The organism is Halomonas sp. THAF12 (assembly GCF_009363675.1).
Classification (GTDB): domain Bacteria; phylum Pseudomonadota; class Gammaproteobacteria; order Pseudomonadales; family Halomonadaceae; genus Halomonas; species Halomonas smyrnensis.
This window is the reverse complement of sequence record NZ_CP045399.1, coordinates 2,871,267-2,894,767: the sequence shown is the minus strand read 5'-3', so window position 1 is coordinate 2,894,767 and position 23,501 is coordinate 2,871,267. Positions and strand designations below refer to the sequence as shown.

21 protein-coding genes are annotated in these 23,501 nt (G+C 67.6%); 16 read left to right on the top strand and 5 right to left on the bottom strand.

Annotation, left to right across the window (positions count from 1 at the left end; all coding sequences use genetic code 11):
- Nucleotides 1-81 precede the first annotated feature (81 nt).
- Nucleotides 82-2,712: an aminopeptidase N gene (pepN, locus tag FIU88_RS13400; RefSeq protein WP_152479570.1), complete on the top strand. Its 2,631-nt coding sequence runs from the start codon at nucleotides 82-84 to the stop codon at nucleotides 2,710-2,712.
- A 150-nt stretch (nucleotides 2,713-2,862) separates the two neighbouring features.
- Here pepN and FIU88_RS13395 read toward each other — a convergent pair whose 3' ends face one another.
- Both FIU88_RS13395 and FIU88_RS13390 read right to left on the bottom strand, forming a co-directional pair.
- On the bottom strand, nucleotides 2,863-3,150 hold the full coding sequence (locus tag FIU88_RS13395) for a hypothetical protein (RefSeq protein ID WP_152479569.1): 288 nt from the start codon (nucleotides 3,148-3,150) through the stop codon (nucleotides 2,863-2,865).
- An 88-nt stretch (nucleotides 3,151-3,238) separates the two neighbouring features.
- Nucleotides 3,239-4,837: a cation:proton antiporter family protein gene (locus FIU88_RS13390; RefSeq protein ID WP_172977722.1), complete on the bottom strand. Its 1,599-nt coding sequence runs from the start codon at nucleotides 4,835-4,837 to the stop codon at nucleotides 3,239-3,241.
- 116 nt (nucleotides 4,838-4,953) lie between these two features.
- Between FIU88_RS13390 and yegS the strand changes: the two genes are divergently transcribed.
- From yegS to FIU88_RS13375, 3 genes are all read left to right on the top strand, one after another.
- The gene (yegS, locus tag FIU88_RS13385; protein WP_253742565.1) at nucleotides 4,954-5,919 is read left to right on the top strand and encodes a lipid kinase YegS; all 966 of its coding nucleotides are present in this window, start codon (nucleotides 4,954-4,956) and stop codon (nucleotides 5,917-5,919) included.
- 28 nt (nucleotides 5,920-5,947) lie between these two features.
- A complete protein-coding gene (locus FIU88_RS13380) occupies nucleotides 5,948-6,376 on the top strand; it encodes a VOC family protein (protein WP_016853763.1) in 429 nt (142 codons plus the stop codon).
- Between the two features lie 70 nt (nucleotides 6,377-6,446).
- Entirely contained in the window at nucleotides 6,447-7,154 is a 708-nt protein-coding gene (locus FIU88_RS13375; RefSeq protein WP_152479568.1) for a hypothetical protein, read from the top strand.
- 98 nt (nucleotides 7,155-7,252) lie between these two features.
- Here the strand turns inward: FIU88_RS13375 and FIU88_RS13370 are convergent, their stop codons facing one another.
- The gene (locus FIU88_RS13370; protein WP_016853765.1) at nucleotides 7,253-7,459 is read right to left on the bottom strand and encodes a cold-shock protein; all 207 of its coding nucleotides are present in this window, start codon (nucleotides 7,457-7,459) and stop codon (nucleotides 7,253-7,255) included.
- Between the two features lie 295 nt (nucleotides 7,460-7,754).
- Here FIU88_RS13370 and FIU88_RS13365 point away from each other — a divergent pair, with 295 nt between their 5' ends.
- The gene (locus FIU88_RS13365; protein ID WP_172977721.1) at nucleotides 7,755-8,180 is read left to right on the top strand and encodes a TM2 domain-containing protein; all 426 of its coding nucleotides are present in this window, start codon (nucleotides 7,755-7,757) and stop codon (nucleotides 8,178-8,180) included.
- Between the two features lie 10 nt (nucleotides 8,181-8,190).
- Nucleotides 8,191-8,835, top strand: coding sequence for a LysE family translocator (locus FIU88_RS13360; RefSeq protein ID WP_152479567.1), 645 nt, complete (start codon nucleotides 8,191-8,193; stop codon nucleotides 8,833-8,835).
- 179 nt (nucleotides 8,836-9,014) lie between these two features.
- Here the strand turns inward: FIU88_RS13360 and FIU88_RS13355 are convergent, their stop codons facing one another.
- Nucleotides 9,015-10,967: a transglycosylase SLT domain-containing protein gene (locus FIU88_RS13355; RefSeq protein ID WP_152479566.1), complete on the bottom strand. Its 1,953-nt coding sequence runs from the start codon at nucleotides 10,965-10,967 to the stop codon at nucleotides 9,015-9,017.
- A gap of 155 nt (nucleotides 10,968-11,122) precedes the next feature.
- Between FIU88_RS13355 and FIU88_RS13350 the strand changes: the two genes are divergently transcribed.
- The 7 genes from FIU88_RS13350 to FIU88_RS13320 all read left to right on the top strand — a co-directional run bounded on the left by FIU88_RS13350 (nucleotide 11,123) and on the right by FIU88_RS13320 (nucleotide 18,824).
- Nucleotides 11,123-11,440: a YkvA family protein gene (locus FIU88_RS13350; RefSeq protein WP_016853769.1), complete on the top strand. Its 318-nt coding sequence runs from the start codon at nucleotides 11,123-11,125 to the stop codon at nucleotides 11,438-11,440.
- Between the two features lie 87 nt (nucleotides 11,441-11,527).
- Complete coding sequence (gene htpG, locus FIU88_RS13345; protein ID WP_152479565.1) at nucleotides 11,528-13,432, top strand: molecular chaperone HtpG; 1,905 nt, start codon at nucleotides 11,528-11,530, stop codon at nucleotides 13,430-13,432.
- Between the two features lie 341 nt (nucleotides 13,433-13,773).
- The gene (locus FIU88_RS13340; protein WP_152479564.1) at nucleotides 13,774-15,345 is read left to right on the top strand and encodes a Re/Si-specific NAD(P)(+) transhydrogenase subunit alpha; all 1,572 of its coding nucleotides are present in this window, start codon (nucleotides 13,774-13,776) and stop codon (nucleotides 15,343-15,345) included.
- A gap of 16 nt (nucleotides 15,346-15,361) precedes the next feature.
- Nucleotides 15,362-16,804, top strand: a complete 1,443-nt coding sequence (locus tag FIU88_RS13335; protein ID WP_152479563.1) for an NAD(P)(+) transhydrogenase (Re/Si-specific) subunit beta — start codon at nucleotides 15,362-15,364, stop codon at nucleotides 16,802-16,804.
- Nucleotides 16,805-16,908: 104 nt separating this feature from the next.
- The gene (locus FIU88_RS13330; RefSeq protein WP_152479562.1) at nucleotides 16,909-18,009 is read left to right on the top strand and encodes an NAD(P)H-dependent glycerol-3-phosphate dehydrogenase; all 1,101 of its coding nucleotides are present in this window, start codon (nucleotides 16,909-16,911) and stop codon (nucleotides 18,007-18,009) included.
- The gene (sixA, locus tag FIU88_RS13325) at nucleotides 18,002-18,484 is read left to right on the top strand and encodes a phosphohistidine phosphatase SixA (RefSeq protein WP_152479561.1); all 483 of its coding nucleotides are present in this window, start codon (nucleotides 18,002-18,004) and stop codon (nucleotides 18,482-18,484) included. Before FIU88_RS13330 ends, sixA begins: the two co-directional genes overlap by 8 nt.
- A gap of 19 nt (nucleotides 18,485-18,503) precedes the next feature.
- Nucleotides 18,504-18,824, top strand: a complete 321-nt coding sequence (locus FIU88_RS13320) for an antibiotic biosynthesis monooxygenase (protein ID WP_152479560.1) — start codon at nucleotides 18,504-18,506, stop codon at nucleotides 18,822-18,824.
- A gap of 85 nt (nucleotides 18,825-18,909) precedes the next feature.
- On the opposite strand, the gene FIU88_RS13315 is transcribed toward FIU88_RS13320, so the two are convergent.
- Nucleotides 18,910-19,869 (bottom strand): AEC family transporter, encoded by a 960-nt coding sequence (locus tag FIU88_RS13315; protein WP_152479559.1) that lies wholly within the window; start codon nucleotides 19,867-19,869, stop codon nucleotides 18,910-18,912.
- 219 nt (nucleotides 19,870-20,088) lie between these two features.
- Here FIU88_RS13315 and kdgD point away from each other — a divergent pair, with 219 nt between their 5' ends.
- From kdgD to FIU88_RS13300, 3 genes are all read left to right on the top strand, one after another.
- Nucleotides 20,089-21,033 (top strand): 5-dehydro-4-deoxyglucarate dehydratase, encoded by a 945-nt coding sequence (gene kdgD, locus FIU88_RS13310; RefSeq protein ID WP_152479558.1) that lies wholly within the window; start codon nucleotides 20,089-20,091, stop codon nucleotides 21,031-21,033.
- 106 nt (nucleotides 21,034-21,139) lie between these two features.
- Complete coding sequence (locus FIU88_RS13305) at nucleotides 21,140-22,132, top strand: D-isomer specific 2-hydroxyacid dehydrogenase family protein (protein ID WP_152479557.1); 993 nt, start codon at nucleotides 21,140-21,142, stop codon at nucleotides 22,130-22,132.
- A gap of 37 nt (nucleotides 22,133-22,169) precedes the next feature.
- Nucleotides 22,170-23,495, top strand: a complete 1,326-nt coding sequence (locus FIU88_RS13300; protein WP_152479556.1) for an enolase C-terminal domain-like protein — start codon at nucleotides 22,170-22,172, stop codon at nucleotides 23,493-23,495.
- Nucleotides 23,496-23,501 lie beyond the last annotated feature (6 nt).

The following is a 23,501-nucleotide window of genomic DNA, read 5'->3' as shown; positions in this document are numbered from 1 at the left end:
CCCGGGGTTGAGGGCGGCACTTTGAGGTCGAGGCAGAGAGGGCCGTACAATGGTCGGCAATCTTCACAGGAGCCATCCTCGATGTCCGAACCCCAGCCGATCTACCTGAGCGATTATCGCCCCCCCGCCTACCGCGTCACCCACACCGAGCTGACCTTCGATCTCGATCCCGCGGCCACCCGGGTCAAGGCGCGCCTGCACGTGGAGCGCCATCCCGAGCGCGAGGCCGGCGAGCCGCTGGAGCTCGACGGCGAGCAGCTGGCGCTGAAGGCCATCGCCATCGACGGCCAGCCGCTGGGCGACGACGAGTACGCGCTGACCGAGCGCGGCCTGCGCATCGAGCGGGCCCCGGAGCGCTTCCTGCTGGATACCGAGGTCGAGATCGCCCCCGAGGCCAACACCGCCCTGGAGGGGCTCTACCAGTCCGGCGGCATGTTCTGCACCCAGTGCGAGGCCGAGGGCTTCCGGCGCATCACCTTCTACCCGGATCGCCCCGACGTCATGGCGACCTTCTCCACCACCGTGATCGGCCGCGCCGACCGCGAGCCGGTGCTGCTGTCCAACGGCAACCCGGTGGAGCGCGGCGAGCTGCCGAACGGTCGTCACTTCGTGACCTGGGAAGACCCGCACCCCAAGCCCTGCTACCTGTTCGCGCTGGTGGCCGGTGACCTCGAGAAGGTCGAGGACCGCTTCACCACCCAGAGCGGCCGCGAGGTGACGCTGCAGATCTGGGTCGAGGAGGAGAATCTCGGCAAGACCGATCACGCCATGGCCTCGCTCAAGCGCGCCATGCGCTGGGACGAGGAGGCCTACGGCCGCGAGTACGATCTCGATCTGTTCATGATCGTGGCGGTCAACGACTTCAACATGGGCGCCATGGAGAACAAGGGGCTCAACATCTTCAACTCGGCGGCGGTGCTGACTCACCCGCACACCGCCACCGATGCCGCCTTCCAGCGTGTCGAGGGCATCGTCGCCCATGAGTACTTCCACAACTGGTCCGGCAACCGCGTGACCTGCCGCGACTGGTTCCAGCTGTCGCTGAAGGAGGGCTTCACCGTCTTCCGCGACCAGACCTTCAGCGCCGACACCAACTCCGCGCCGGTCAAGCGCATCGAGGACGTGTCCTTCTTCCGCACCGCCCAGTTCGCCGAGGATGCCGGCCCCACCGCCCACCCCGTGCGGCCGGACCACTACATCGAGATCGGCAACTTCTACACCCTGACCATCTACGAGAAGGGCGCCGAGATCGTGCGTATGCTGCGCAACCTGGTGGGCGGCGAGGCCTTCCGCCGCGGCAGCGACCTGTACTTCTCGCGCTTCGACGGCCAGGCGGTGACCATCGAGGACTTCGTGGCCTGCATGGCGGAGGCCTCCGGCCAGGATCTCGACCAGTTCATGCGCTGGTACTCCCAGGCCGGCACCCCGGAGATCGACGCCCACGGCGAGTACGACTATGCCAACGGCGCCTACCGCCTGCTGCTGCGCCAGCGCACCCCGGCCACGCCGGGCCAGCCCGACAAGGCGCCGCAGCACATCCCGATCCGCCTGGGCCTGGTCGGCACCAAGAGCGGGCGCGACCTGCGCCTGACCCTGGACGGCGAGACCCTCGGCACCGACGGCGTGATCCACCTGCGCGAGGAAGAGCAGGAGTTCCTGTTCACCGACGTGGAGGAGGCCCCGGTGCCGTCGCTGGCGCGCGGCTTCTCGGCGCCGGTCAAGCTCAACTTCCCCTATTCCCGCGAGGATCTGGCCTTCCTGCAGACCCATGACAGCGACGGCTTCAACCGCTGGGACGCCGGCCAGCGCCTGGCGCTGCTGGCGCTGGACGACCTCATCGCTGCCCACCGCAACGGCGTCGAGAAGGTCATGGATCCGCGGGTGGTGGAGGCCTTCCGCGAGCTGCTCAAGCGCCAGACCGACGACAAGGCGGTGCTGGCCGAGATGCTCACCCTGCCCTCCGAGGCCTATATCGCCGAGCAGCAGCCGCTGGTCGACGTGGACGCCATTCACGCCGCCCGCCGGTTCGTGAAGCAGTCGCTGGCCACGGCCCTGCGCGACGACTTCCGGCGCCTCTACGAGGAGAACGTTAGCGACGCCCCCTACGCCCCGGAGCCCGAGCAGATCGCCGCGCGCAGCCTCAAGAACGTGGCGCTGTCGTACCTGGTCAGCATCGAGGACGAGGAGGGCATCGAGCTGGCCCGCCGTCAGTTCGAGGCCGACCACAACATGACCGACGTGCGCACCGCCCTGACGCTGCTGGTGCACTCCAGCCGCGACGACCTGGCCGATCCGGCGCTGCGCGCCTTCGGCGAGAAGTGGGCCCACGACCCGCTGGTCATGGACCAGTGGTTCAGCGTCCAGGTCTCGCGCCCGCAGTCCGATGCCCTGGAGCGGGTCAAGTTCCTGATGGACCACCCGGCCTTCTCGCTGACCAATCCCAACAAGGTCCGCGCGCTGATCGGTGCCTTCGCCCAGAACCGGGTCAACTTCCACCGCCTCGACGGCGAGGGCTACAAGCTGCTGGCCGACGTGGTCATCGAGCTCAACCGCCTGAACCCCGAGATCGCCTCGCGGCTGGTGACCCCGCTGACCCGCTGGCGTCGCTTCGACGAGACCCGCCAGGAACTCATGAAGGGCGAGCTCGAACGCATCCGCGAGGAAAAACTCTCGCCGAACGTGTATGAGGTGATCGAGAAAGCCCTCGCGTAATCGCGACATTCGCTCGCGAGAACGACAAGACGCCGCCCGGAAGGGCGGCGTCCTTGTTTAATCAGCAAGAACCGAACTGGGCATGCAGGCTGTGCGTCGTGAGCGGGGATAGGTGGGGGCGTCGAGCGCAGCAGCTCAGCCACCGCCCAGCTAGTTGATCAGCCAGCCCAGTACGCTGACGCCCAGCAGCACCCAGATCAGGGTGGCGACCACGGCTCGCCGGCGCAGGGCCGAGAAGGCCTTCCACAGCAGCCACAGGCCGAGCACCAGCACCAGCAGGCTGAGCAGGTTGGCGGGAATGCCGAGGCCCCCGGCGATGCCGCCGATCAGGCTGCTGGCGGCGTCGTCCAGGCCGTTCAGGCCGGCGCTGAGCGCATCGACGATGAAGCGGATGACGTGGCCGATGAACTGGCCGATCGCGGTGAGGAAGTCGTTCATGCGCGGGAGATCTCGAGACGAAGGGGCATCGGGGATGGCGCGACATGGTAGCACGCCCGCCGGGGCGGGCGCGGTGGTTGCTGGCTGTCTAGCCGAGCAGGCTGGTGCGTGAGGTCAGCCCGGCCTCCTCGGCGGCGCTGTCGGCCAGCGCGCGGCCGGCCTCGTCGTAGACGTGGAAGACGGCGCTGGCGCCGAGCTCGCGGATCGGCTCGATCTCCTCGGGGTATTCCACCACCGCGGTGATGCGTCCGGAGAAGTGGCGCGAGCGCAGCTGTCGCAGGGCGGCCAGGTTACCGGCGTGGTGCGGCATGGCCAGCACCACCAGGCGCACCTCGGACGACATCAGCAGCTTGTCCCAGAACTCCGAGTCCACGGCGTCGCCCTCCAGGGCGTTGAAGCCCATGGCGGTGAGCCGCTCGATGCTCTTGGGGTTGCTGTCGATGCCCAGCACCTGCAGGCCGTACTCCTTCTGCAGCCGCCGGTAGACGCCCTTGCCGATGCGGCCCATGCCCAGCACCACCGCCTCGGCGTCGCCGACCTCGATGGGACGGTCGCTGGGCGCCAGCTCGTGCTCGTCGATCTCGGGCAGGCGCGGTTCCAGCCAGCGATAGAAGCGCTCGCCGTAGCCGTTGACTACCGCCGAGGCGGCGAAGCTCAGCGCCACCGCCAGCGACAGCACCACCAGGAAGCTCTCCGGCAGCCAGCCCTCGGCGGTGGCGATGGCGCCGACGATCAGCCCGAATTCCGAGTAGTTGGTCAGGCTCAGGGCGCTCAGTACCGAGGTGCGGTGGCGCATGCGGAAACGCATGAACACCAGCTGATAGAGCAGGCCCTTGAGCGGCAGTGCCAGCACCAGCAGCAGCGCGGTGCCGAGCAGCTCCCAGCTGGGCATGGCGGTCAGGCCCAGACTCAGGAAGAAACCCACCAGCAGCAGCTCCTTGAGGCTGAACATCGAGCGCGCCAGGGCCTGGGCGGCGGGGTGGGGGGCCAGCAGCAGACCGATGATCAGGGCGCCGAGGTCGCCCTTGAGCCCCACCGCCGAGAACAGCGCATAGCCCAGCACCAGCGCCAGCAGCATGCCGAACAGCATCTGCATCTCGCCGTGGCCGAGGCGGTCCAGCAGGGCGCGCAGCGCCGGGGCCAGCGGAATCAGCAGCAGCAGGCCCAGCGCCCAGGGGCTCGGCAGGCTGCCGGTGGAGGCGGTGAGGAAGACGACGGCGAAGATGTCCTGCATGATCAGCACGCCGATGGCCAGTCGGCCGTAGGCGGTCTGGCTCTCGCTGCGCTTTTCCAGCACCTTGACCACGAACACCGTGCTGGAGAACGACAGCGCGAAGCCCAGCAGGGCCAGGGTCGACCAGCCGGCCTCGGCCAGCAGCGGCAGGCTCAGCCATTTCAGCAGCCCGAGCAGCGCCACCATGGTCAGGCTGGAGATCAGCATGTGCAGGGTGGCCCCGCCCCAGACGTCGCGGCGCAGCAGGGTGCGGATATCGAGCTTGAGGCCGATGCTGAACAGCAGCAGGGTGACGCCGACATCGGCCACCAGCTCGAGCAGCGGGGTGGGGGTGAAGCCCAGCGCATTGAGCACGAAGCCGCCGGCCAGGAAACCCACCAGGGGCGGCAGGCGCAGGCACATGGCGGCGAGGCCGCCGAGAAAGGCCGCCAGGAGAAAGGCCGGTGCGATCATGACAACTCCCTGTATCGCGATGGTCGAGGAAAGGGGCGGGAAGACAGACAGTGTAAGGAAGTCATAGAGTGAATGGGACTCATCCATCGAGCATGCCCGCCGAGCGTGAAGCGGCCATGACGACGATCAAGGAGAAGGAACGCGAGACCATGGCAACGCTGATCCTGAACGGCAAGTCGGCGCAGCTGCCGGCCGTGCGCCAGGCGGTGGGCGCCTGTCGCGAGGCCGGCGCCGCGCTGCGGGTACAGGTCACCTGGGAGGCGGGGGACGCCGAACGCATGGCCGAGCAGGCCGGGCGCGACGGCGTCGACCGGGTGATCGTCGGCGGCGGCGACGGCTCGATCAACGAGGTGGTCAACGGCCTGATGCGCCTGCCGGCAGAGGATCGCCCGGGGCTCGGCCTGATGCCGCTGGGCAGCGCCAACGACCTGGCCTGCGGCCTGGGGCTGTCCCTGGAGCCGGCGGCCGCGCTGCAGGCGGCGCTGTCGCTGCCGCTGCGGCCGGTCGATGTGCCGAGTCTCGACGGCCAGCACTTCCTCAACATGGCCACCGGCGGCTTCGGCGCCGAGATCAGTTCCTCGACGCCCAAGAGCCTCAAGCGGCTGCTCGGCGGCGGGGCCTATTCGCTGATCGGTGCCCTCAAGGCCTGGCAGTACCGTCCCTACCCGGTGCGGCTGCGCTGGGCGGAGGGCGAGCGGGAGGCGTCGCTGTTCGTGCTGGCGCTGGGCAACGGCACCCGCTCCGGCGGCGGTCAGCATCTGACCCCCGAGGCGCGCATCGACGATGGCCTGCTCGACGTGCTGATCCTGCGCGACTTCGCCTCGCTCGGCGACATGGCGCGGATGCGTCGCGAGCTGCAGCGCCGCCCCGGAGAAGGCACCTTCGTCGAGACCTTCCGCACCGCCTGGCTCAGCGTCGAGGCGGACACCGACCTGCCGCTGACCCTCGACGGCGAGCCCTGCCATCGCCGCGCCTTTCGGGTCGAGGTCGCGCCGGGAGCGCTGTCGCTGGCGCTGCCGGACGAGTGTCCGCTGCTGTCGACGCCGGTGACTGGTCAGCCGGCGTCGGGCCGGGCATCATGACATGATCCTGGCTCATGGAGGTGCATGCATGTTGACTCCCTTTCATCTCGCCATGCCGGTTCGCGATCTGGCAGAGGCGCGGCGTTTCTACGGCGATCTGCTGGGCTGCCCCGAGGGGCGCAGCAGCGACACCTGGATCGACTTCGACCTCTACGGTCATCAGTTCGTCTGCCATCTCGATCCCTCCCTCGGCGAGTCGCCCAGGGACACGCATCGCAATCCGGTCGACGGGCACGGCGTGCCGGTGCCGCACTTCGGCGTGGTGCTGGAGATGGACGACTGGGAGGCGCTGGTCGACCGGCTGACCCATGCCGGCATCCGCTTCGAGATCGAGCCCTACGTGCGCTTCGCCGGCGAGCCCGGCGAGCAGGCCACCATGTTCTTCCGTGATCCCAGCGGCAATGCCATCGAGTTCAAGGCGTTCCGCGACATCGAAGGCCAGCTGTTCGCGCGCTGAGCCGCGCCTTGCGGCGCCGGGCCCCCTTTGGTGCAATGACACGTGACACCCATCGAAGAGAAGGAAGGCCATGATCCCCTGGAAACCGCTCGTTCTGGCGGTCACGCTTGCCTTGGCAGGCTGCGGCAACGATGAGGGCGAGCCGAGCGACGAGACCGCGCCCGCCGGCGACGCCACGAACCCCGCGCCTGCCGTCGAGGAGGGGAGTGCCTCCCAGGCCGACACCGCGATGCCGAGCCAGGCCGACGGCGCCGACGCCGACGCGTCCGTCGAGGGCGAGGCCGCCATGTCGGAGGCCACGGCCGAGGAAGCCGCGCCGGCCGGCGAGCCCGAAACCGCCGACGCCGTGCCCGCGGGCGAGATGGCGCCGCCCTCCGAGCAGGAAACCGAGGCCGAGGTCGAGCAGATCCTGAAGGACACCGAGCGTCGCTTCGAGGAGGCCAAGCAGAACATCGACAGCCAGTACGAGGAGGTCTCGCGGCAGACGCCCGACGAGGCGTCGCTGCCGGAGATGGACGCCACGGACGCGAGCGAGCTGGACGAGGCCCTCGACGCCGAGCCGATGTCGACGGACGGCATCGCGCCGACCTCCGATCCCGAGGTCGAGGCGATCCTCGAGGAGACCGAGCGCCGCTTCGAGGAAGCCAGCCGCCAGATCGACGAGCAGTTCGAGCAGGCCGAGCAGGGCGTGCCGAGCGAGATCCGCGAGTCGACCCGCGCGGAGCAGGAGCGCGTCGCCTCGCCGGACGGCGAGACCGCCGGCGGCGACGCGCCCTGATGTCGCGAGCGCCCACGAAAAAGGCCCGCCGGAAGGCGGGCCTTTTTCTTGTCGAACCGCCGGCGACACCGGCGGTTCGATCGTCGTGTCGGTCGAGGTTACTCGGCGACGCGAACGTTGGAGGCCTGAAGGCCTTTCTTGCCCTGAGTCACTTCGAAGGAGACCTTCTGGCCGTCCTGCAGGGACTTGAAGCCTTCAGCCTGAATCTCGGAGAAGTGGACAAACAGGTCATCACCGCCGTCTTCCGGAGAGATGAAGCCGTAGCCCTTGGTGTCGTTGAACCACTTGACAGTGCCAGTTGCCATTGTCGATTTCCTTAACAAACTAAATATTGATGCTGGGTCGTATTGGCCGTGAGACCACGGCACGAGCCCGTCTTGCGTGGGCAGACAAAGAAGAAGTGCGCACCGGGTGCATCGAAGGAATCGAAGTACAACTGACGACTTTCTACTTGCTAACCTACGCAGCGGATAGTGCATCAGCACCAGGGTTGCGTCAACATCGTGGCGCAGTGAAACTGGTGCCTCCGCCCGCTAGGTCAATGTAGCCACTCCGTTCCCTGGCGTCCAGCGACCTCAAGGGCATCGACGAGACTTTTCCATGGAACACACACGTATCGCTTCGCAGGATACGCACAGCAAGGTGGTCGGCTATCTGCTTTGGCTGTTCGGCTTCCTCGGTGCGCACCGCTTCTATTACGGCAAGCCGGTCACCGGCACGATCTGGTTCTTCACCCTCGGGCTGTTCGGCATCGGCTGGCTGATCGACCTGTTCCTGATTCCGTCCATGGATCGCCAGGCCGACCTGCGCTTCCAGGCCGGGCCCACCAACTACACCCTGGCCTGGCTGCTGCTGACCTTCCTCGGTGCCTTCGGCGTGCACCGTTTCTACCTGGGCAAGTGGGTCAGCGGGCTGATCTATCTGTGCACCCTGGGACTGTTCGGACTGGGCGTGCTCTACGACTTCTGGACGCTCAACGACCAGATCTCCATGCGCCACGCCAAGCGCGGCGTGTTCGGTGGGTGAGGGCGACCTGATGTGGTTCGATGCCCAGTTCTGGCCCTTCCTGGTGGCCATCACCCTGCTCAGCATCACCCCCGGCGTGGACACCCTGCTGGTGATCCGCAATACCGCCCGCGGCGGCGTGCGTGACGGCGTGCTGACCAGCCTGGCGATCTGCGCCGGGCTGTTCGTGCATGCCACCGTCTCGGCGCTGGGGATCTCGCTGATCCTGCTGCAGTCGGCCTGGGCCTTCTCCGCGCTCAAGCTGGCCGGCGCCGCCTATCTGGTCTGGCTGGGGATCGCCAGCCTCGGCGAGGCGCGCCGCGGCCAGGGCCTGCCGGTGGCGGCGGTGGACGGCGAGCGCCAGCGGGTGCCGGCCTGGCGGCCGCTGCGCGAGGGGCTGCTGTCCAACGTGCTCAACCCCAAGACGGTGGTCTTCTACATGGCCTTCCTGCCGCAGTTCATCGCCCCGGGCGATCCGGCCCTGGCCAAGTCGCTGTGGCTCGCCGGGGTGCACTTCGTGATCGCCAACGTCTGGCAGATCGCCGTGGTGCTGCTGGTCGGCCGGGCCGGCCGCTGGCTGGCGAGCCCCGTGCTCGCGCGCTGGCTCAACGGTCTCACCGGCGGCGTGCTGGTGGCCTTCGGGGCCAAGCTGGCGCTGACCCGGGCGCCGGCATAGCGCTGACCCGGGCGCCGGCATAGCGCTGACCCGGGCGCCGGCATAGCGCTGACCCGGGCGCCGGCATAGCGCTGACCCGGGCGCCGGCCTAGCGCTGACCCACCGGTTCGGCATCGCGCCCTTGAATGAGAAGGCCCGCCATTCGGCGGGCCTTCTCGATGACGGGCCGGGCAGGAAGCTCAGCGGCGTGCCAGCAGCGAGCCGTTGTAGTCGTCCTGGCGCTCCGCCGGCGTCAGCATGGCCACGCCGCGGGTGTCGCCGTCGTTGGCCAGGCTCTCGAAGATCACCCGGTAGGCCAGCACCGCTTGCACATAGCGGCGCGTCTCGCGGAAGGGGATCGACTCGACGAACAGGTCGAACTGCTGCGGGGCGTCGCGCAGCCAGCGGTCGACCCGCCCGGGGCCGGCGTTGTAGGCGGCGGTGGCGGCCAGGCGGTTGCCGCGATAGCGCTCGATCATCTCGCCGATATAGGCGCTGCCGAGGCGAATGTTGACCGCGGGCTCGAGCACTCCGAAGCGGCCCGGGTCGGCCATGCCGAGCTTGCGGCTGACCTGGCTGGCGGTGCCCGGCATCAGCTGCATCAGGCCGCGGGCGCCGACCGGCGACAGGGCCTCCGGATTGTAGGCGCTCTCGCGCCGGGCGATGCCCATCAGCAGATAGGGGTCGACGTCGTGGCGCCGGCCCCACTGCAGGAAGTCGTCGCGATAGGCCTCGGGGAAGCGCCATTCCAGGGCGTCCCACAGCTGGGCGGCGATGGTGGTCTGGACCAGCCGGGCGGGCCAGTCGCGGCGCGAGGCGTAGTCGGCCATCGCCATGGCCCGGTCGGGGGAGACGCGAGCCGCGGCGGCATACCACTCGCTGTTGGCCAGGCCCGGCTCGCCGATGCGCAGCAGCGCCTCGGTGCGCTGGACCGCCGGCAGGGCGGCGATCTCCTGGCGACGGGCCTCGTCGACCGAGGTGTCGGCCCGGTTCAGGGCGTAGGGCTGGTCGAGGTGGTCGGCGGCGGCGAAGCCATAGAAGCTGCGCTGTTCGGCGGCGCGGGCGTAGGCCGCGTTTGCGCCGTCGTCGTCGCCGAGCTGTTCCAGGGCGCGGGCCTGCCAGTACTGCCAGCGGGCATCGCTGGCCTCTTCGGCGGGCAGGCGATCGGCCCAGGCCAGCACGCCGCCCCAGTCGCGGTCGGCCAGGGCGACCCGGATGCGCAGCACGGTGAGGTCGGTGTCGTCGAGGCGCGGCAGCACGCCGTCGACCCAGTCACGATTGGGGCCGACGTCGCGCACCAGCGAATAGAAGGCCAGGTCATGCTCGATCTCGTGGCGATGGGCCTCGTCGATGCCGAGCTGCGGCGACAGCCGGCGCCAGGCCGCGAGCGCCGCCTCTGTATCGGCGCGGGTGTAGTCGTGCATGGCGGCGGCGAACAGCGCGCCGCTGCCGCGGCAGTCCGGTCCGATGCAGCTCGGCACCCGGGTGATCGCCGACAGGTCGTCGTCGAGGCGTTCCAGGGCGGCCCGGGCGCCGGCCCAGTCGTCGCTCAGCTGGCGGCCGAGGTAGCCGACCATGCCGGTTTCGCCGGCCTGCCAGGCCAGGGTGAGACGCTCCCACACCTGCTCCGGGCCGATCTCCCCGCGGGCGCGCAGGGTGTTGAACAGTGGATCGCAGGCGTCCGGCTGCGAGTGGCCGGCCCGCCACAGCGCGCGGCCGCCCTCGGCGGCGGTGGCCGGATCGCTGCCGAGCAGGGCGGCATAGTAGTGGCACTGGCGCGCGGTGCCGCCGGGCTCGCCATCGGCCACCGCCAGCAGGTCCTGATAGCGGCCGGCCTCGCCGTAGGCCGAGATGGCCTGACCGCGCATCCAGCCGGCCAGCGGCGAGTCGGCGTTGGCGTCGATGAAGGCCTGCACCTCGCGGGTCGTGGCGCCGGGCAGTCGTGCCTTGAGGCGGTGATAATCGACATAGCCGGCCAGCGCGTGGTCGGCGATGGCGGCCCGGTCGATGGCCTGCCAGTCCTTGTCGCGCGCGGCCTGGAGGGCATCGCGCATGGCATCGTCACCGGACTGGGCCTGGCCGGCGGTCGGCAGGCACAGCAGGGCGGCGGTCAGCAGGGGCTTCCAGGGGATGCGGAACGGGGTGCTGGGCATCGTGTCGCCTCTCGAAGGGGGTGCGTTGAGCGGGTTCCCATGGTCGCCCATGGCGCGGCGCTTGAGTAGTGTCGCTCGGGGCCGACGGCTGGCATTCGGCCGGAACTGTCCTCATTCTGTAGTGGTGAATCCGAGACTCGGCAAGGAGAGCGCCCATGGCCCGCCCCGATGGTTCCCCGCCGCTCACGCGCATCAAGCGACGCGCCGGCGTCTTCCTGCGCATGCGCCGCGCCCTGCGCTGGTTCCCGCCGATGCTGGCCGACGTGGTGCGCGGGCGCTATCGGCCGGTGCCCTGGTCGGCGCTGCTGTGGATGCTGGTCGCCCTGATCTACCTGGTCTCGCCGCTGGATCTGATCCCGGACGTGCTGCTGGTGGTCGGGCTGGCCGATGATGCGATGATCGTCGGCTGGCTGCTGACCCGGGTCGACCGGGCGCTGGAGGACTATCGCGCCTGGCGCGAGAAAGACGGTTGAAAAACCTTCGCCGGTCCCCATATCGACGGTATCCAAGCCATGGGTGGCCTCGCCACCGCCGAACCGTCGACAAGGGGTCCGCAAGAGATGACCACTGCTACTCGTGAAGAGACTCTCGGCTTCCAGACCGAGGTCAAGCAACTGCTGCACCTGATGATCCACTCCCTGTATTCCAACAGGGAGATCTTCCTGCGCGAGCTGATCTCCAACGCCGCCGACGCCTGCGACAAGCTGCGCTACGCCGCGCTGGACAATGACGCCCTCTACGAGGGCGACAGCGAGCTGCGTATCGAGATCGAGCACGACGCCGAGGCCGGCACCGTGACCGTGCGCGACAACGGCATCGGCATGAATCGCGACGAGGTGATCGAGAACCTCGGCACCATCGCCCGCAGCGGCACCGCCGAGTTCCTCAAGCAGCTCTCCGGCGAGCAGCAGAAGGACGCCCGCCTGATCGGCCAGTTCGGCGTCGGCTTCTATTCCGGCTTCATCGTCGCCGACGAGGTCACCGTGCGCACCCGCAAGGCGGGCACCGACCAGGGCGAAGGCGTCGAGTGGCACTCCCGCGGCGAGGGCGAGTTCAGCGTCGCCGACATCGAGCGCGAGGTCCACGGCACCGAGATCGTGCTGCACCTCAAGGAAGACGCCGGCGAGTTCGCCGACGACTTCCGCCTGCAGAACCTGGTGCGCAAGTACTCCGACCACATCGAAGTGCCGGTGCGCATGCCCAAGGTCGAGACCGCCCGCGACGAGGACGGCAACGAGATCGAGGGCAGCGAGACCGTCAGCTGGGAGACCGTCAACGAGGCCACCGCGCTGTGGGTGCGCCCCAAGAGCGAGCTCACCGACGACGAGTACAAGGCCTTCTACAAGCACGTGGCCCACGATTTCAGCGATCCGCTGACCTGGAGCCACAACAAGGTCGAGGGCAAGCTCGAGTACACCAGCCTGCTCTATGTGCCGGGCCGCGCCCCGTTCGACCTCTACGAGCGTGACGGCGCCCGCGGCGTGAAGCTCTACGTTCAGCGCGTCTTCATCATGGACGACGCCGAGCAGTTCCTGCCGCTCTACCTGCGCTTCGTGAAGGGCGTGCTGGATACCCGCGACCTGTCGCTGAACGTCTCCCGCGAGCTGCTGCAGCAGGACCCGCAGGTCGAGAAGATCAAGAGCGCGCTGACCAAGCGTTCCCTCGACATGCTCAAGAAGCTGGCCAAGGATCCCGAGGCCTACCAGACCTTCTGGAACACCTTCGGCAGCGTGCTGAAGGAAGGTCCGGCGGAGGATCACGCCAACCGCGAGAAGATCGCCGGCCTGCTGCGCTTCTCCAGCACCCACACCGACAGCGCCACCCAGGACCAGTCGCTGGCCGACTACATCGGGCGCATGAAGGAAGGGCAGGAGAAGATCTACTACATCGTCGCCGACGGCTTCAACGCGACCAAGAACAGCCCGCACCTGGAGATCTTCCGCAAGAAGGGCATCGAGGTCCTGCTGCTCCACGACCGCATCGACGAGTGGCTGATGAGCCACCTCACCGAGTTCGAGGGCAAGCAGTTCGTCGACGTGGCCAAGGGCGACCTGGACCTCGGCGAGGTCGAGGACGAGGACGAGAAGAAGGCCCAGGAAGAGACCGCCAAGGCCAAGGAAGACCTGGTCAAGCGGGTCAAGGAAGCGCTCGGCGACGAGGTCCAGGAGGTCAAGGTGACCCATCGCCTGACCGACTCCCCGGCCTGCGTGGTGCTGCCCGAGCACGAGATGGGCTACCAGATGCGCCGCATCATGGAAGCCGCCGGCCAGCCGCTGCCGGAGGTCAAGCCGATCCTCGAGCTGAATCCCGAGCACGCCCTGGTGGCGCGCCTCGAGGGCGTCGAGGGCGACGGCTTCGCCGATCTGTCGCGGATCCTGCTCGACCAGGCGATCATCGCCGAGGGCGGCCACCTCGACGACCCCGCGGCCTACGTCAAGCGCCTCAACGCCCTGTTGAGCGCCTGATAGCGCCGCCCGAAGCCCGTGCCGTCCGATGGGGCGGCATCCTGCACGCGCCGATCACCTCCGAGGTGGTCGGCGCGTTTTTTTCTGCATGCCGGCTGTTGTGGATCGCCGCCTCCCCGTCATCCGGCGCCCGATCAGCCCTGGCCGAGGGAGGTGCCGTCGTGCCGCGCCCCGTCGCCTTACCTTTACGTCAACGTCACTATGAAACGGCCCATTTTCAACGACATATCGTTTCCGACAGCGACGCTCCCATGGCCGTCATGCGGGTTGAGATTCCGATCTGGCTGGGCAAGACTGCGGTGTTTTGAAAGTTTCAATAACGCCAAAACGGGAGATCCAACGTGAAGATTGGTGCACCCAAGGAGCATGCCTCCGGGGAGGCGCGTGTCGCCCTGACCCCGGAAAGCGCGCAACAGATCCAGAAGCTGGGACACGAATGCCTGATCGAGAGCGGCGCCGGTGCGGCCGCCGGTTTCGATGACGACGCCTACCGGTCGGTCGGCGTCACCGTCGTCGACGGTGCCGAGGCCCTGTGGAACGCCGCCGAGGTGGTGGTCAAGGTCCGCGAGCCCGTCGAGGAGGAGGTCGGCTACCTCGGGAAGGGCAAGACCCTGATCTCGTTCTTCTGGCCGGCCCAGAACGAGTCGTTGCTCGAGCGCTGCCGCGACACCGGCGCCAATGTCATCGCCATGGACATGGTGCCGCGCATCTCGCGGGCCCAGAAGATGGACGCCCTGTCCTCCACCGCCAACATCGCCGGCTATCGCGCGGTGATCGAGGCCGGCAACCAGTTCGGGCGCTTCTTCACCGGCCAGGTGACCGCCGCGGGCAAGGTGCCGCCGGCCAAGGTGCTGATCGTCGGCGCCGGCGTCGCGGGGCTCGCCGCCATCGGCACCGCGACCAGCCTGGGCGCGGTGGTGCGTGCCTTCGACGTGCGCCCCGAAGTGGCCGAGCAGATCGAGTCCATGGGCGCCGAATTCCTGTTCCTCGACTTCGAGGACAGCCAGGACGGCTCCGGCAGCGGCGGCTATGCGGCGCCGTCGAGCCCCGAGTTCCGCGAGAAGCAGCTGGCCCTGTTCCGCGAGCAGGCCCCGGACGTCGACATCGTCATCACCACCGCGCTGATTCCCGGTCGCCCCGCGCCCAAGCTGTGGCTCGAGGACATGGTCAAGGCCATGAAGCCGGGGTCGGTGATCGTCGACCTGGCCGCCGAGAAGGGCGGCAACTGCGACCTGACCGTGCCCGACGAGCGCGTGGTCACCGACAACGGCGTGATCGTGGTCGGCTACACCGACTTCCCGTCGCGCATGGCGACCCAGGCCTCGCTGCTCTACGCCACCAACATCCGCCACATGCTGACCGACCTGACGCCGGAGAAGGATGGCGTCATCGATCACAACATGGACGACGACGTCATCCGCGGCGCCACGGTGGCCTATGAAGGCGACATCACCTTCCCGCCGCCGCCGCCCAAGGTGCAGGCGATCGCCGCGGCCAAGCCCAAGCCGAAGGAGCCGGAGCCCACGCCGGAGGAGAAGAAGGCCGCCGAACACGCCGCCTTCGTCTCCCAGACCAAGCGTCAGGCGACGCTGCTGGGCGTCGGCGGCGCGCTGATGCTGCTGCTCGGCCAGGTGGCGCCGGCGTCGTTCATGTCGCACTTCATCGTCTTCGTGCTGGCCTGCTTCGTCGGCTTCCAGGTGATCTGGGGCGTCAGCCACTCGCTGCATACCCCGCTGATGGCCGTGACCAATGCCATCTCCGGGATCATCGTGCTCGGGGCGGTGCTGCAGATCGGCTCGGGGAGTGTCCTGGTGAGCCTGCTCGCCGGCATCTCGGTGCTGATCGCCACCATCAACATCGTGGGGGGCTTCCAGGTCACGCGCCGTATGCTCGCCATGTTCCAGAAGTCCTGAGGCCGGAGATCAAGAGATGTTGAGTCAAGGATTCGTATCCGCCGCCTCGATCGCGGCAAGCGTACTGTTCATCCTCTCGCTGGGGGGCTTGAGCAACCAGGAGAAGGCCAAGCGTGCCGTCTGGTACGGCATCATCGGCATGGGCGTGGCCGTCTTCTTCACCGGCCTCGGGCCGGGCATCGGCGGCTACTGGTGGATGCTGCCGATGATGGCCATCGGCGCCGTCATCGGCGCCTATCTGGCCAAGAAGGTCGAGATGACCGAGATGCCGCAGCTGGTCGCGGCCCTGCACAGCTTCGTCGGCCTGGCCGCGGTGTTCGTCGGCCTCAACGCCGACCTGGAGCGCCGCCGCGTGCTGGCCAGCCAGCTGGCCGGGGAAGGCGCCGAGGGCTTCTCGGCCTTCGCCGCCCTGGTGGCACACAAGACCCCGGCGGAGCTCACCTTCCTGCAGATCGAGGTGGTGCTCGGGGTGTTCATCGGCGCGGTGACCTTCACCGGTTCGGTGATCGCCTTCGGCAAGCTGGCCGGCAAGGTCGACGGCAAGCCGAAGCAGCTGCCCGGCGGCCACCTGCTGAACGCCGCTGCCGCGGCCGCCTCCGTGGGTCTGGCGGTGCTCTACCTCAACGGAGCGGGCGTCTGGACCCTGCTGCTGCTGGCCCTGCTGGCGTTCTTCATCGGCTACCACCTGATCATGGGCATCGGCGGCGCCGACATGCCGGTGGTGGTGTCGATGCTGAACAGCTACTCCGGCTGGGCCGCGGCGGCCATCGGCTTCACGCTGTCCAATGATCTGTTGATCGTCACCGGCGCCCTGGTGGGCTCCTCGGGCGCGATCCTCTCCTACATCATGTGCAAGGCGATGAACCGCAACTTCGTCAACGTGATCCTGGGCGGCTTCGGCGGCAGCCAGGGCCCGGCGGCGGAGATCGAGGGCGAGCAGGTCGCCATCGACACCGCCGGTGTGGCCAGCGCGCTGAACGACGCCGACAGCGTGGTCATCGTGCCGGGCTACGGCATGGCGGTGGCCCAGGCGCAGAACGCGGTCAGCGAGCTGACCCGCAAGCTGCGCAGCGCCGGCAAGGAAGTGCGCTTCGGCATCCACCCGGTCGCCGGCCGCCTGCCGGGGCACATGAACGTGCTGCTGGCCGAGGCCAAGGTGCCCTACGACATCGTGCTCGAGATGGACGAGATCAACGACGATTTCGCCAGCACAGACGTGGTGATCGTCATCGGCTCCAACGACATCGTCAATCCGGCCGCCCAGGAAGATCCCAACAGCCCGATCGCCGGCATGCCGGTATTGAAGGTCTGGGAAGCCAAGAACGTGTTCGTCTGCAAGCGTGGCCAGGGCACCGGCTACTCCGGCATCGAGAACCCGCTGTTCTTCAAGGAGAACACGCGGATGCTCTACGGCGATGCCCGGTCGAGCATCGACACCCTGGTGCCGCTGATCGACTGATCCGCCCCGGGCCGCTCCGGCGGCCCGACGCCAGGTGCCAAGACGCCCCCACTGGGGGCGTTTTTCGTTACAATCGCCGGACCATTTCCACTCCCGGGGCGACCATGTCCGACGATCGCAGCAATCCTGATCGCAGCAGCGATGATCGCAGTCAGCGGGTGGCGGTGCTCGGTGGCGGCAGCTTCGGCACCGCGCTCGCCAGCATCGCCGCCGACAACGGTTTCGAGGTGCGCCAGTGGCTGCGCGACCCTGCGCTGGTCGAGCAGATCAACCGCGAGCATCGCAACGGCCGCTACCTGCCCGACTATGCCATCAATCCCGCCGTGAAGGCCTCGAACGCCTTCGAGGACGTGCTGCCCGGTGCCGGCCTGGTGCTGGTGGCGATTCCGTCACAGGCCTTCCGTCAGGTGGTCCGTCAGGCGCTGCCCTGGCTGACGCCCTCCCAGATACTGGTCAGCACCACCAAGGGCATCCAGGAGGACGGCTTCAAGCTGATGAGCCAGCTGCTCGAGGAAGAGACCGGCTTCGCGCACATCGGCGTGCTCTCCGGCCCCAACCTCGCCACCGAGGTGGCCGAGCGACAGCTGACCGCCACGGTGATCGCCAGCGATGATCCGCTGACCCGCACCCGGGTGCAGACGGCGCTGGGCTGCGACTACTTCCGCGTCTATGCCAGCAACGACCGCTACGGCGTCGAGCTGGGCGGGGCGCTCAAGAACCTCTATGCCATCGCCGCCGGCATGGCCGCGGCGCTGGGCATGGGCGAGAACACCCGCAGCATGCTGATGACCCGAGCGCTGGCCGAGATGAGCCGCTTCGCCGTGTCCCAGGGCGCCAATCCCATGACCTTCCTCGGCCTGGCCGGGGTCGGCGACCTGATCGTCACCTGCTCCTCCAGCCGCTCGCGCAACTACCGGGTCGGCTTCGCGCTGGGCGAGGGGCGTACCCTCGACGAGGCCGTCGAGGCGCTGGGCCAGGTCGCCGAGGGCGTCAACACCGTGCGCCTGGTGCGCGACAAGTCCCGCGCTGAGGGCGTCTACATGCCGATCGCCGAGGGGCTCTACCAGGTGCTGTTCGAGGGCGTGCCCGCGCGTGAGATGGCGCGGCTGCTGATGCGTGGCGAGCAGAGCAGCGACGTGGAGTTCGTGCTCTCGCGCGAGAACGTCCAGCAGGACCATCGCGACACCGGAGGCCCGCATGGCTAAGCCGCTGCTGATCATGCGCCACGGCGAGGCGGGGGCGGGCAGTCCCGATGCCTGCCGCGAGCTGACCGCCCGCGGCCTCGCCGAGGCCGCCCGCATGGGCATCTGGCTGGCCGGGCGTGAGGATCTCGATCTCGCGCGCCTGCGGCTGGCGGCGAGTCCGTATCGACGGGCGCAGCAGACCGCCGAGCGCGTGGGCGAGGCGCTCGGCGTGCCGGTGGAGACGCTGCCCTGCATCACTCCGGACGATCCGCCTCAGGCGGTGGTCGACTGGCTGCTCGAGCAGGACGACGATTGCCCGCTGCTGCTGGTCAGCCACATGCCGCTGGTCGGCGCGCTCACGGGGCTGCTGGTCGAGGGGCGCGGCGATCGTGGCCTCGGCTTTCCCACCGCCGCCGTCGCCGAGCTCGACGCCGAGGTGCGGGCCGCCGGCTGCGCGCGGCTGCGTCGTTTCACGTCACCCGCCGACATCACCTGAGAGAAGGACGCGCCGAACCATGAGCTACATCGTCAACAACCGCATCCACGTGAATCCGGGCTTCGAGGACGAGTTCGAGGCGCGCTTCCAGGCCCGCGCCGGCGAGATCGACAAGCAGCCGGGGTTCGTCGCCATGCGCGTGCTGCGCCCTCAGGGCAACCAGGCCCCCTACGTGGTGGAGACCGAGTGGGAGAGCCAGGCGGCCTTCCGCGCCTGGGTGGGCAGCGACGACTTCAAGCGTGCCCATGCCAACCCGCTGCCGGCGGAGGCCACCGCCGAGGGCGGCGGGATCGAGCAGTTCGAGGTGGTCGAGGGCACCGTGGCCGGCGCCTGCCGCTGATCCGCTGCTTCCGACCAGGGAAACGACGACGGCGCCCCGCGGGGCGCCGTCGTCGTTTCTGCCGCTTTACCGAGCGCGCGATCCGCTAGATCAGGCCCGTGGCGCGCAGGCTGAAGATCCCCAGCGTCACCGTGACGCTGGCCATCAGCGTCGTCATGGCGATGATGTTGGCGGTCAGGGTCTCGTCGTTGCCCATGGCCTTGGCCATCACGAAGGCGGCCGCCGCGGTGGGGCTGGCGAAGAACAGGAACAGCACGCCCAGGGTGGGGCCGGAGAAGCCCGCCAGCACCGCCAGCAGCGTCGCCACGGCGGGTACCACCACCATCTTGGCCAGGCTGGCGCTGACGGTGGTGCGGTAGCCCTTCTTGAGCGCGCGGGTGGACAGGGTCGCGCCGATGCAGATCAGCGCCAGGGGCAGGGTCAGCGAGGCGAAGTAGTCGCCGGTGGTGGTCAGCCAGGCGGGCAGCGACACCTCGAGGATGGCGAAGGGCACGCCGGCCAGTACGCCGAGAATCAGCGGGTTGGTGACGATGTTGCGCACGATGTTGGTCCAGTCGACGCCCTTGCCGCCTTCCTCACGGGGCTGGTAGGTGGCCAGCACGATCACCGACAGCACGTTGTAGGTCAGGATCACCACGCCCAGCAGCAGGCCGGCCAGCGACAGCCCGGCGTCGCCGTACATGCCGGCCGCCAGGGCCAGTCCCACGATGCCGCAGTTGCCACGGAAGGCGCCCTGGACGTAGACGCCGCGCAGCGGCCGCCGCACCCGCAGCAGCGCCCAGCCCCAGCTGCCGGCGAAGCTCAGCAGGGTGGCCAGGGCGAAGAACACCAGCATCCAGGGATCGAGGGTGGCCTCCAGGTCGGCGCCGGCCATGCCGAAGAACAGCAGGGTCGGCAGGGTACCGCGGAAGACCAGCTTGGAGGCCGTGTTGACGAAGGCCTGGTCGATCCAGTGGAAGCGCTTCAGGCCGATGCCGATGAAGACCATGGCAAACACCGGCAGGGTGATGTTCAGCGTCGAGAGAAAGATGTCGATCAATGACATTGCTGCGTCCAGGGCGGGAAGGGGCGGGGCGGCGTCAAGACGCCTTGGGTGGCGATGCGAACCCGTTGAGGGCCCGCGGTTGGCGGCTGCAACTTTGGTCTAAATCTACCATAGCGGCGGTTGTCAGTCAGTTGGCAGCCCGCTAGCTTGTCATTTGTATGATGTATTACATGAGGCGATGGCCTCGTGTCGTTCCTAGACTGACAAGAGGACAACCAGGTGGGATTCACACGCGAGGATGTCAAACAAGCGATCAGTGACGGGCTGCTGTCCTTCCCGATCACCGATTTCGACGCCGATGGAGGCTTCGATGCCGAGCGCTATCGACAGCGCCTGGCGTGGTTCATCAGCCACGAGATCTCGGCGGTGTTCGTCGCCGGGGGCACCGGGGAGTTCTTCAACCTGTCCCAGGACGAGTTCCGCGAGATCGTGCGCCTGGCGGTGAAGGTCGTCGACGGCAAGCTCCCGGTCATCGCCAGCGCCGGTCTGAGCGTGGCGACTGGCAGCGCCTTCGCCCGTATCGCCGAGGAAGAGGGCGCCGACGGCATCCTGCTGATGCCGCCCTACCTGACCGAGTGCCCCCAGGATGGCCTGGTGGAGTACGCGCGCCGGATCTGCGATTCGACATCGATCAGCGTCATCTACTACAACCGCGGCAACGGCATCATGAAGCCGGACGCGGTGAAGCGCCTGGCCGATGCCTGCCCGAACCTGATCGGGCTGAAGGACGGCAAGGGCGACATGCAGGCCCTGAACCGGATCATCAAGACCGTCGGCGATCGCCTGGCCTACGTCGGCGGGGTGCCGACTGCCGAGATCATGGCCGAGGCCTACCTGGCCGTCGGCGTGAACACCTACTCCAGCGCGGTGTTCAACTTCGTGCCCGACATGGCGGTGACCTTCTACAAGGCGCTGCGGGCCGGCGACACCGATACCGTGCGGCGCATCTCCCGCGAGTTCTTTCTGCCCTTCGTCGATCTGCGCGACCACAAGGCCGGCTACGCCGTCAGCCTGATCAAGGCCGGTGCCGAGATCATCGGGCGTCCCGCCGGCAGCGTGCGTGCGCCGCTCGAGATGCCTTCTGCCAAGGAGCGCCAGTGTCTGGAAAAGCTGATTGCTCTTGGGCGTGCTTATGGGGACGAGGAGAGTCGCCTTGGTCAATAAGGGTGATAGCCGGGTCGATCATTGTAGCCATTGAGAGAGGTTGCTGGAAATAATATCTCGTCAATGATGTGTGCTGGTCACCAAGCTCTCTTTTTCTGGAGTCAAGATGACGCGAATTCTTTTAACCCATGATCCCGCTGATCGTAAGGCATGGTATGGAGAAAAGGCGATCGAGGCGTTAAAGCAGTTGGGTACACTGGTGCTGCGTGAAGAAACCGTACCGTTAAGCGAGAGCCGACTTGCGGCACTGGCGAATGGCTGCGATATCGTCGTATCGGATCGTCAGGTATCCGCTGGACATGATTTCTTCTCTTCTGCGCCATCTCTGAAGGCCTTCGTTCGCTGCGCCATGGACATTCGTAGTGTGGATGTCGAAGCCGCCACACGCCATGGAGTGCTGGTGACGCGCGCCGGACCAGGGTTCGTTCAGGCCGTGAGCGAATGGATTTTGGCGCAGATGATCAATCTATTTCGTGATCTTCCCCAATATGTGCTGGATTATCGTCGTGGCGAGATTCCCCAGGCCAGCATGGGGCGGCAGCTCGCCGGGAAAACCGTCGGAATTCTTGGCTATGGCAATATCGCTCGTCAATTGGTCCCGTTGATGAAAGCGCTGGGTATGCATGTCATGGCACATGACCCTTGGGCCGAGATTCCCTCGGAAATGGCCAGATCTGTCGATCGGGATACGCTGCTAAAGAATTCCGATATCACGGTATGCCTAGTGAGTTACTCCAGTGAGACAGATCGACTATTGAATGCGGAGGCATTCTCCTCCATGCCTCGGGGTGCCTTTTTCGTCAATGCCTCACGCGGAGGCGTCGTGGATGAGTCTGCGCTTCTGGAAGCGCTGGAAAATGGACACCTGGGTGGTGTCGCCCTGGATGTGGGATGTGGGGTCGATAACACCCCAACGCTCGAACTTGCCAGTCATCCACGTGTACTAGCCACACCCCACGTGGGAGGCATGGTTCCCGAGGCCATTGAGTTCCAGGCGATGCAAACGGTTCACCAGGTGCGCGATATCCTGGAGGGACGTTTGCCCGAGGGTAGCGTCAATACCGAAGTGGCCAATCGGCCTGGATGGCCAACCAGGTAATGACGGGTTTATTCACACCTTTTTAGGGCCGCAGATCATGTTTCCCAAGATCACCAAGATGAACATCGTGCCGGTCGCCGGCGAGGACGGTTTCCTGCTCAACCTGAGCGGCGGCCATGCGCCCTGGTTCATCCGCTGCGTGCTGGTGCTGGAGGACGCGTCCGGCAACCGCGGGGTGGGCGAGATTCCCACCAGCGAGGGCATCCAGAAGGGGCTCGACAAGTGTCGCTGCCTGGTGGAAGGCGCGCAGGTCAACGAGGTCAAGCAGGTGCTCAGTCGCTGCCGCGCCCTGCTGGCCCAGGGTGGCCCCGAGGAGCGCGGTCGCCAGACCTTCGACCTGCGCGTAGCCGTGCACGTCATCACCGCCATCGAGTCGGCGCTGTTCGATCTCTTCGGCCAGGCGCTGGGCATGCCGGTCGCCGACCTGCTGGGCCAGTACGGTCGCCAGCGCGACGAGGTGGAGGCCCTGGGCTACCTGTTCCTGCTCGGCGATCCGGACAAGACCGACCTGCCGTACCCGCGCGTGACCGCCCCGAGCGATGCCTGGGACGAGGTCCGCTATCGCGAGGCCATGACGCCGGACGCCGTCGCCAACCTGGCCAAGGCCGCCTACGACCGCTACGGCTTCAGGGACTTCAAGCTCAAGGGCGGCGTGCTGCGCGGCGAGGAAGAAGCCGACTGCATCCGTGCACTGCACGAGGCCTTCCCCGAGGCGCGCCTGACCTTGGACCCCAACGGGGCCTGGAAGCTGGACGAGGCGGTGCGCGTGCTGGAGCCGATCAAGCACCTGCTCAGCTACGCCGAGGATCCCTGCGGCCAGGAAGGCGGCTTCTCCGGCCGCGAGACCATGGCGGAGTTCAAGAAGCGCACCGGACTGCCCACCGCCACCAACATGATTGCCACCGACTACAAGCAGCTGCAGCTGGCCGTGCAGCTCAACTCGGTCGATATCCCGCTGGCCGACTGCCACTTCTGGACCATGCAGGGCGCCGTCGCCGTGGGTGAGCTGTGCAACGAGTGGGGCATGACCTGGGGCTCGCACAGCAACAACCACTTCGACATCTCCCTGGCGATGATGACCCACGTGGCCGCTGCCTGCCCGGGCGAGATCACCGCCATCGATACCCACTGGATCTGGCAGGACGGCCAGCGTATCACCCAGGATCCGCTTCAGATCCGCGACGGCAAGCTGAGCGTGCCGAAGGCACCGGGCCTCGGCATCGAGCTGGACGACGACAGGCTCATGGAGGCCCATGAGAAGTACAAGCGCCTCGACGTCACCCAGCGCAACGACGCCATGGCGATGCAGTACCTGATCAAGGGCTGGGAATTCGATCCCAAGCGCCCGGCCCTGGTGCGTTGAGGCGAT

Excerpts from the sequence above, each read along its gene's own strand:
- FIU88_RS13300 (WP_152479556.1), top strand. The coding sequence starts at position 22,170 with ATGTTTCCCAAGATCACCAAGATGAACATCGTGCCGGTCGCCGGCGAG.
- FIU88_RS13365 (WP_172977721.1), top strand. The coding sequence starts at position 7,755 with ATGGAACACACACGTATCGCTTCGCAGGATACGCACAGCAAGGTGGTC.
- FIU88_RS13350 (WP_016853769.1), top strand. The coding sequence starts at position 11,123 with ATGGCCCGCCCCGATGGTTCCCCGCCGCTCACGCGCATCAAGCGACGC.
- FIU88_RS13335 (WP_152479563.1), top strand. The coding sequence starts at position 15,362 with ATGTTGAGTCAAGGATTCGTATCCGCCGCCTCGATCGCGGCAAGCGTA.
- yegS (WP_253742565.1), top strand. The coding sequence starts at position 4,954 with ATGACGACGATCAAGGAGAAGGAACGCGAGACCATGGCAACGCTGATC.
- sixA (WP_152479561.1), top strand. The coding sequence starts at position 18,002 with ATGGCTAAGCCGCTGCTGATCATGCGCCACGGCGAGGCGGGGGCGGGC.
- FIU88_RS13355 (WP_152479566.1), bottom strand. The coding sequence starts at position 10,967 with ATGCCCAGCACCCCGTTCCGCATCCCCTGGAAGCCCCTGCTGACCGCC.
- FIU88_RS13370 (WP_016853765.1), bottom strand. The coding sequence starts at position 7,459 with ATGGCAACTGGCACTGTCAAGTGGTTCAACGACACCAAGGGCTACGGC.
- FIU88_RS13395 (WP_152479569.1), bottom strand. The coding sequence starts at position 3,150 with ATGAACGACTTCCTCACCGCGATCGGCCAGTTCATCGGCCACGTCATC.
- FIU88_RS13375 (WP_152479568.1), top strand. The coding sequence starts at position 6,447 with ATGATCCCCTGGAAACCGCTCGTTCTGGCGGTCACGCTTGCCTTGGCA.
- htpG (WP_152479565.1), top strand. The coding sequence starts at position 11,528 with ATGACCACTGCTACTCGTGAAGAGACTCTCGGCTTCCAGACCGAGGTC.
- FIU88_RS13320 (WP_152479560.1), top strand. The coding sequence starts at position 18,504 with ATGAGCTACATCGTCAACAACCGCATCCACGTGAATCCGGGCTTCGAG.
- FIU88_RS13390 (WP_172977722.1), bottom strand. The coding sequence starts at position 4,837 with ATGATCGCACCGGCCTTTCTCCTGGCGGCCTTTCTCGGCGGCCTCGCC.
- FIU88_RS13380 (WP_016853763.1), top strand. The coding sequence starts at position 5,948 with ATGTTGACTCCCTTTCATCTCGCCATGCCGGTTCGCGATCTGGCAGAG.
- FIU88_RS13305 (WP_152479557.1), top strand. The coding sequence starts at position 21,140 with ATGACGCGAATTCTTTTAACCCATGATCCCGCTGATCGTAAGGCATGG.
- FIU88_RS13330 (WP_152479562.1), top strand. The coding sequence starts at position 16,909 with ATGTCCGACGATCGCAGCAATCCTGATCGCAGCAGCGATGATCGCAGT.
- FIU88_RS13315 (WP_152479559.1), bottom strand. The coding sequence starts at position 19,869 with ATGTCATTGATCGACATCTTTCTCTCGACGCTGAACATCACCCTGCCG.
- pepN (WP_152479570.1), top strand. The coding sequence starts at position 82 with ATGTCCGAACCCCAGCCGATCTACCTGAGCGATTATCGCCCCCCCGCC.
- FIU88_RS13360 (WP_152479567.1), top strand. The coding sequence starts at position 8,191 with ATGTGGTTCGATGCCCAGTTCTGGCCCTTCCTGGTGGCCATCACCCTG.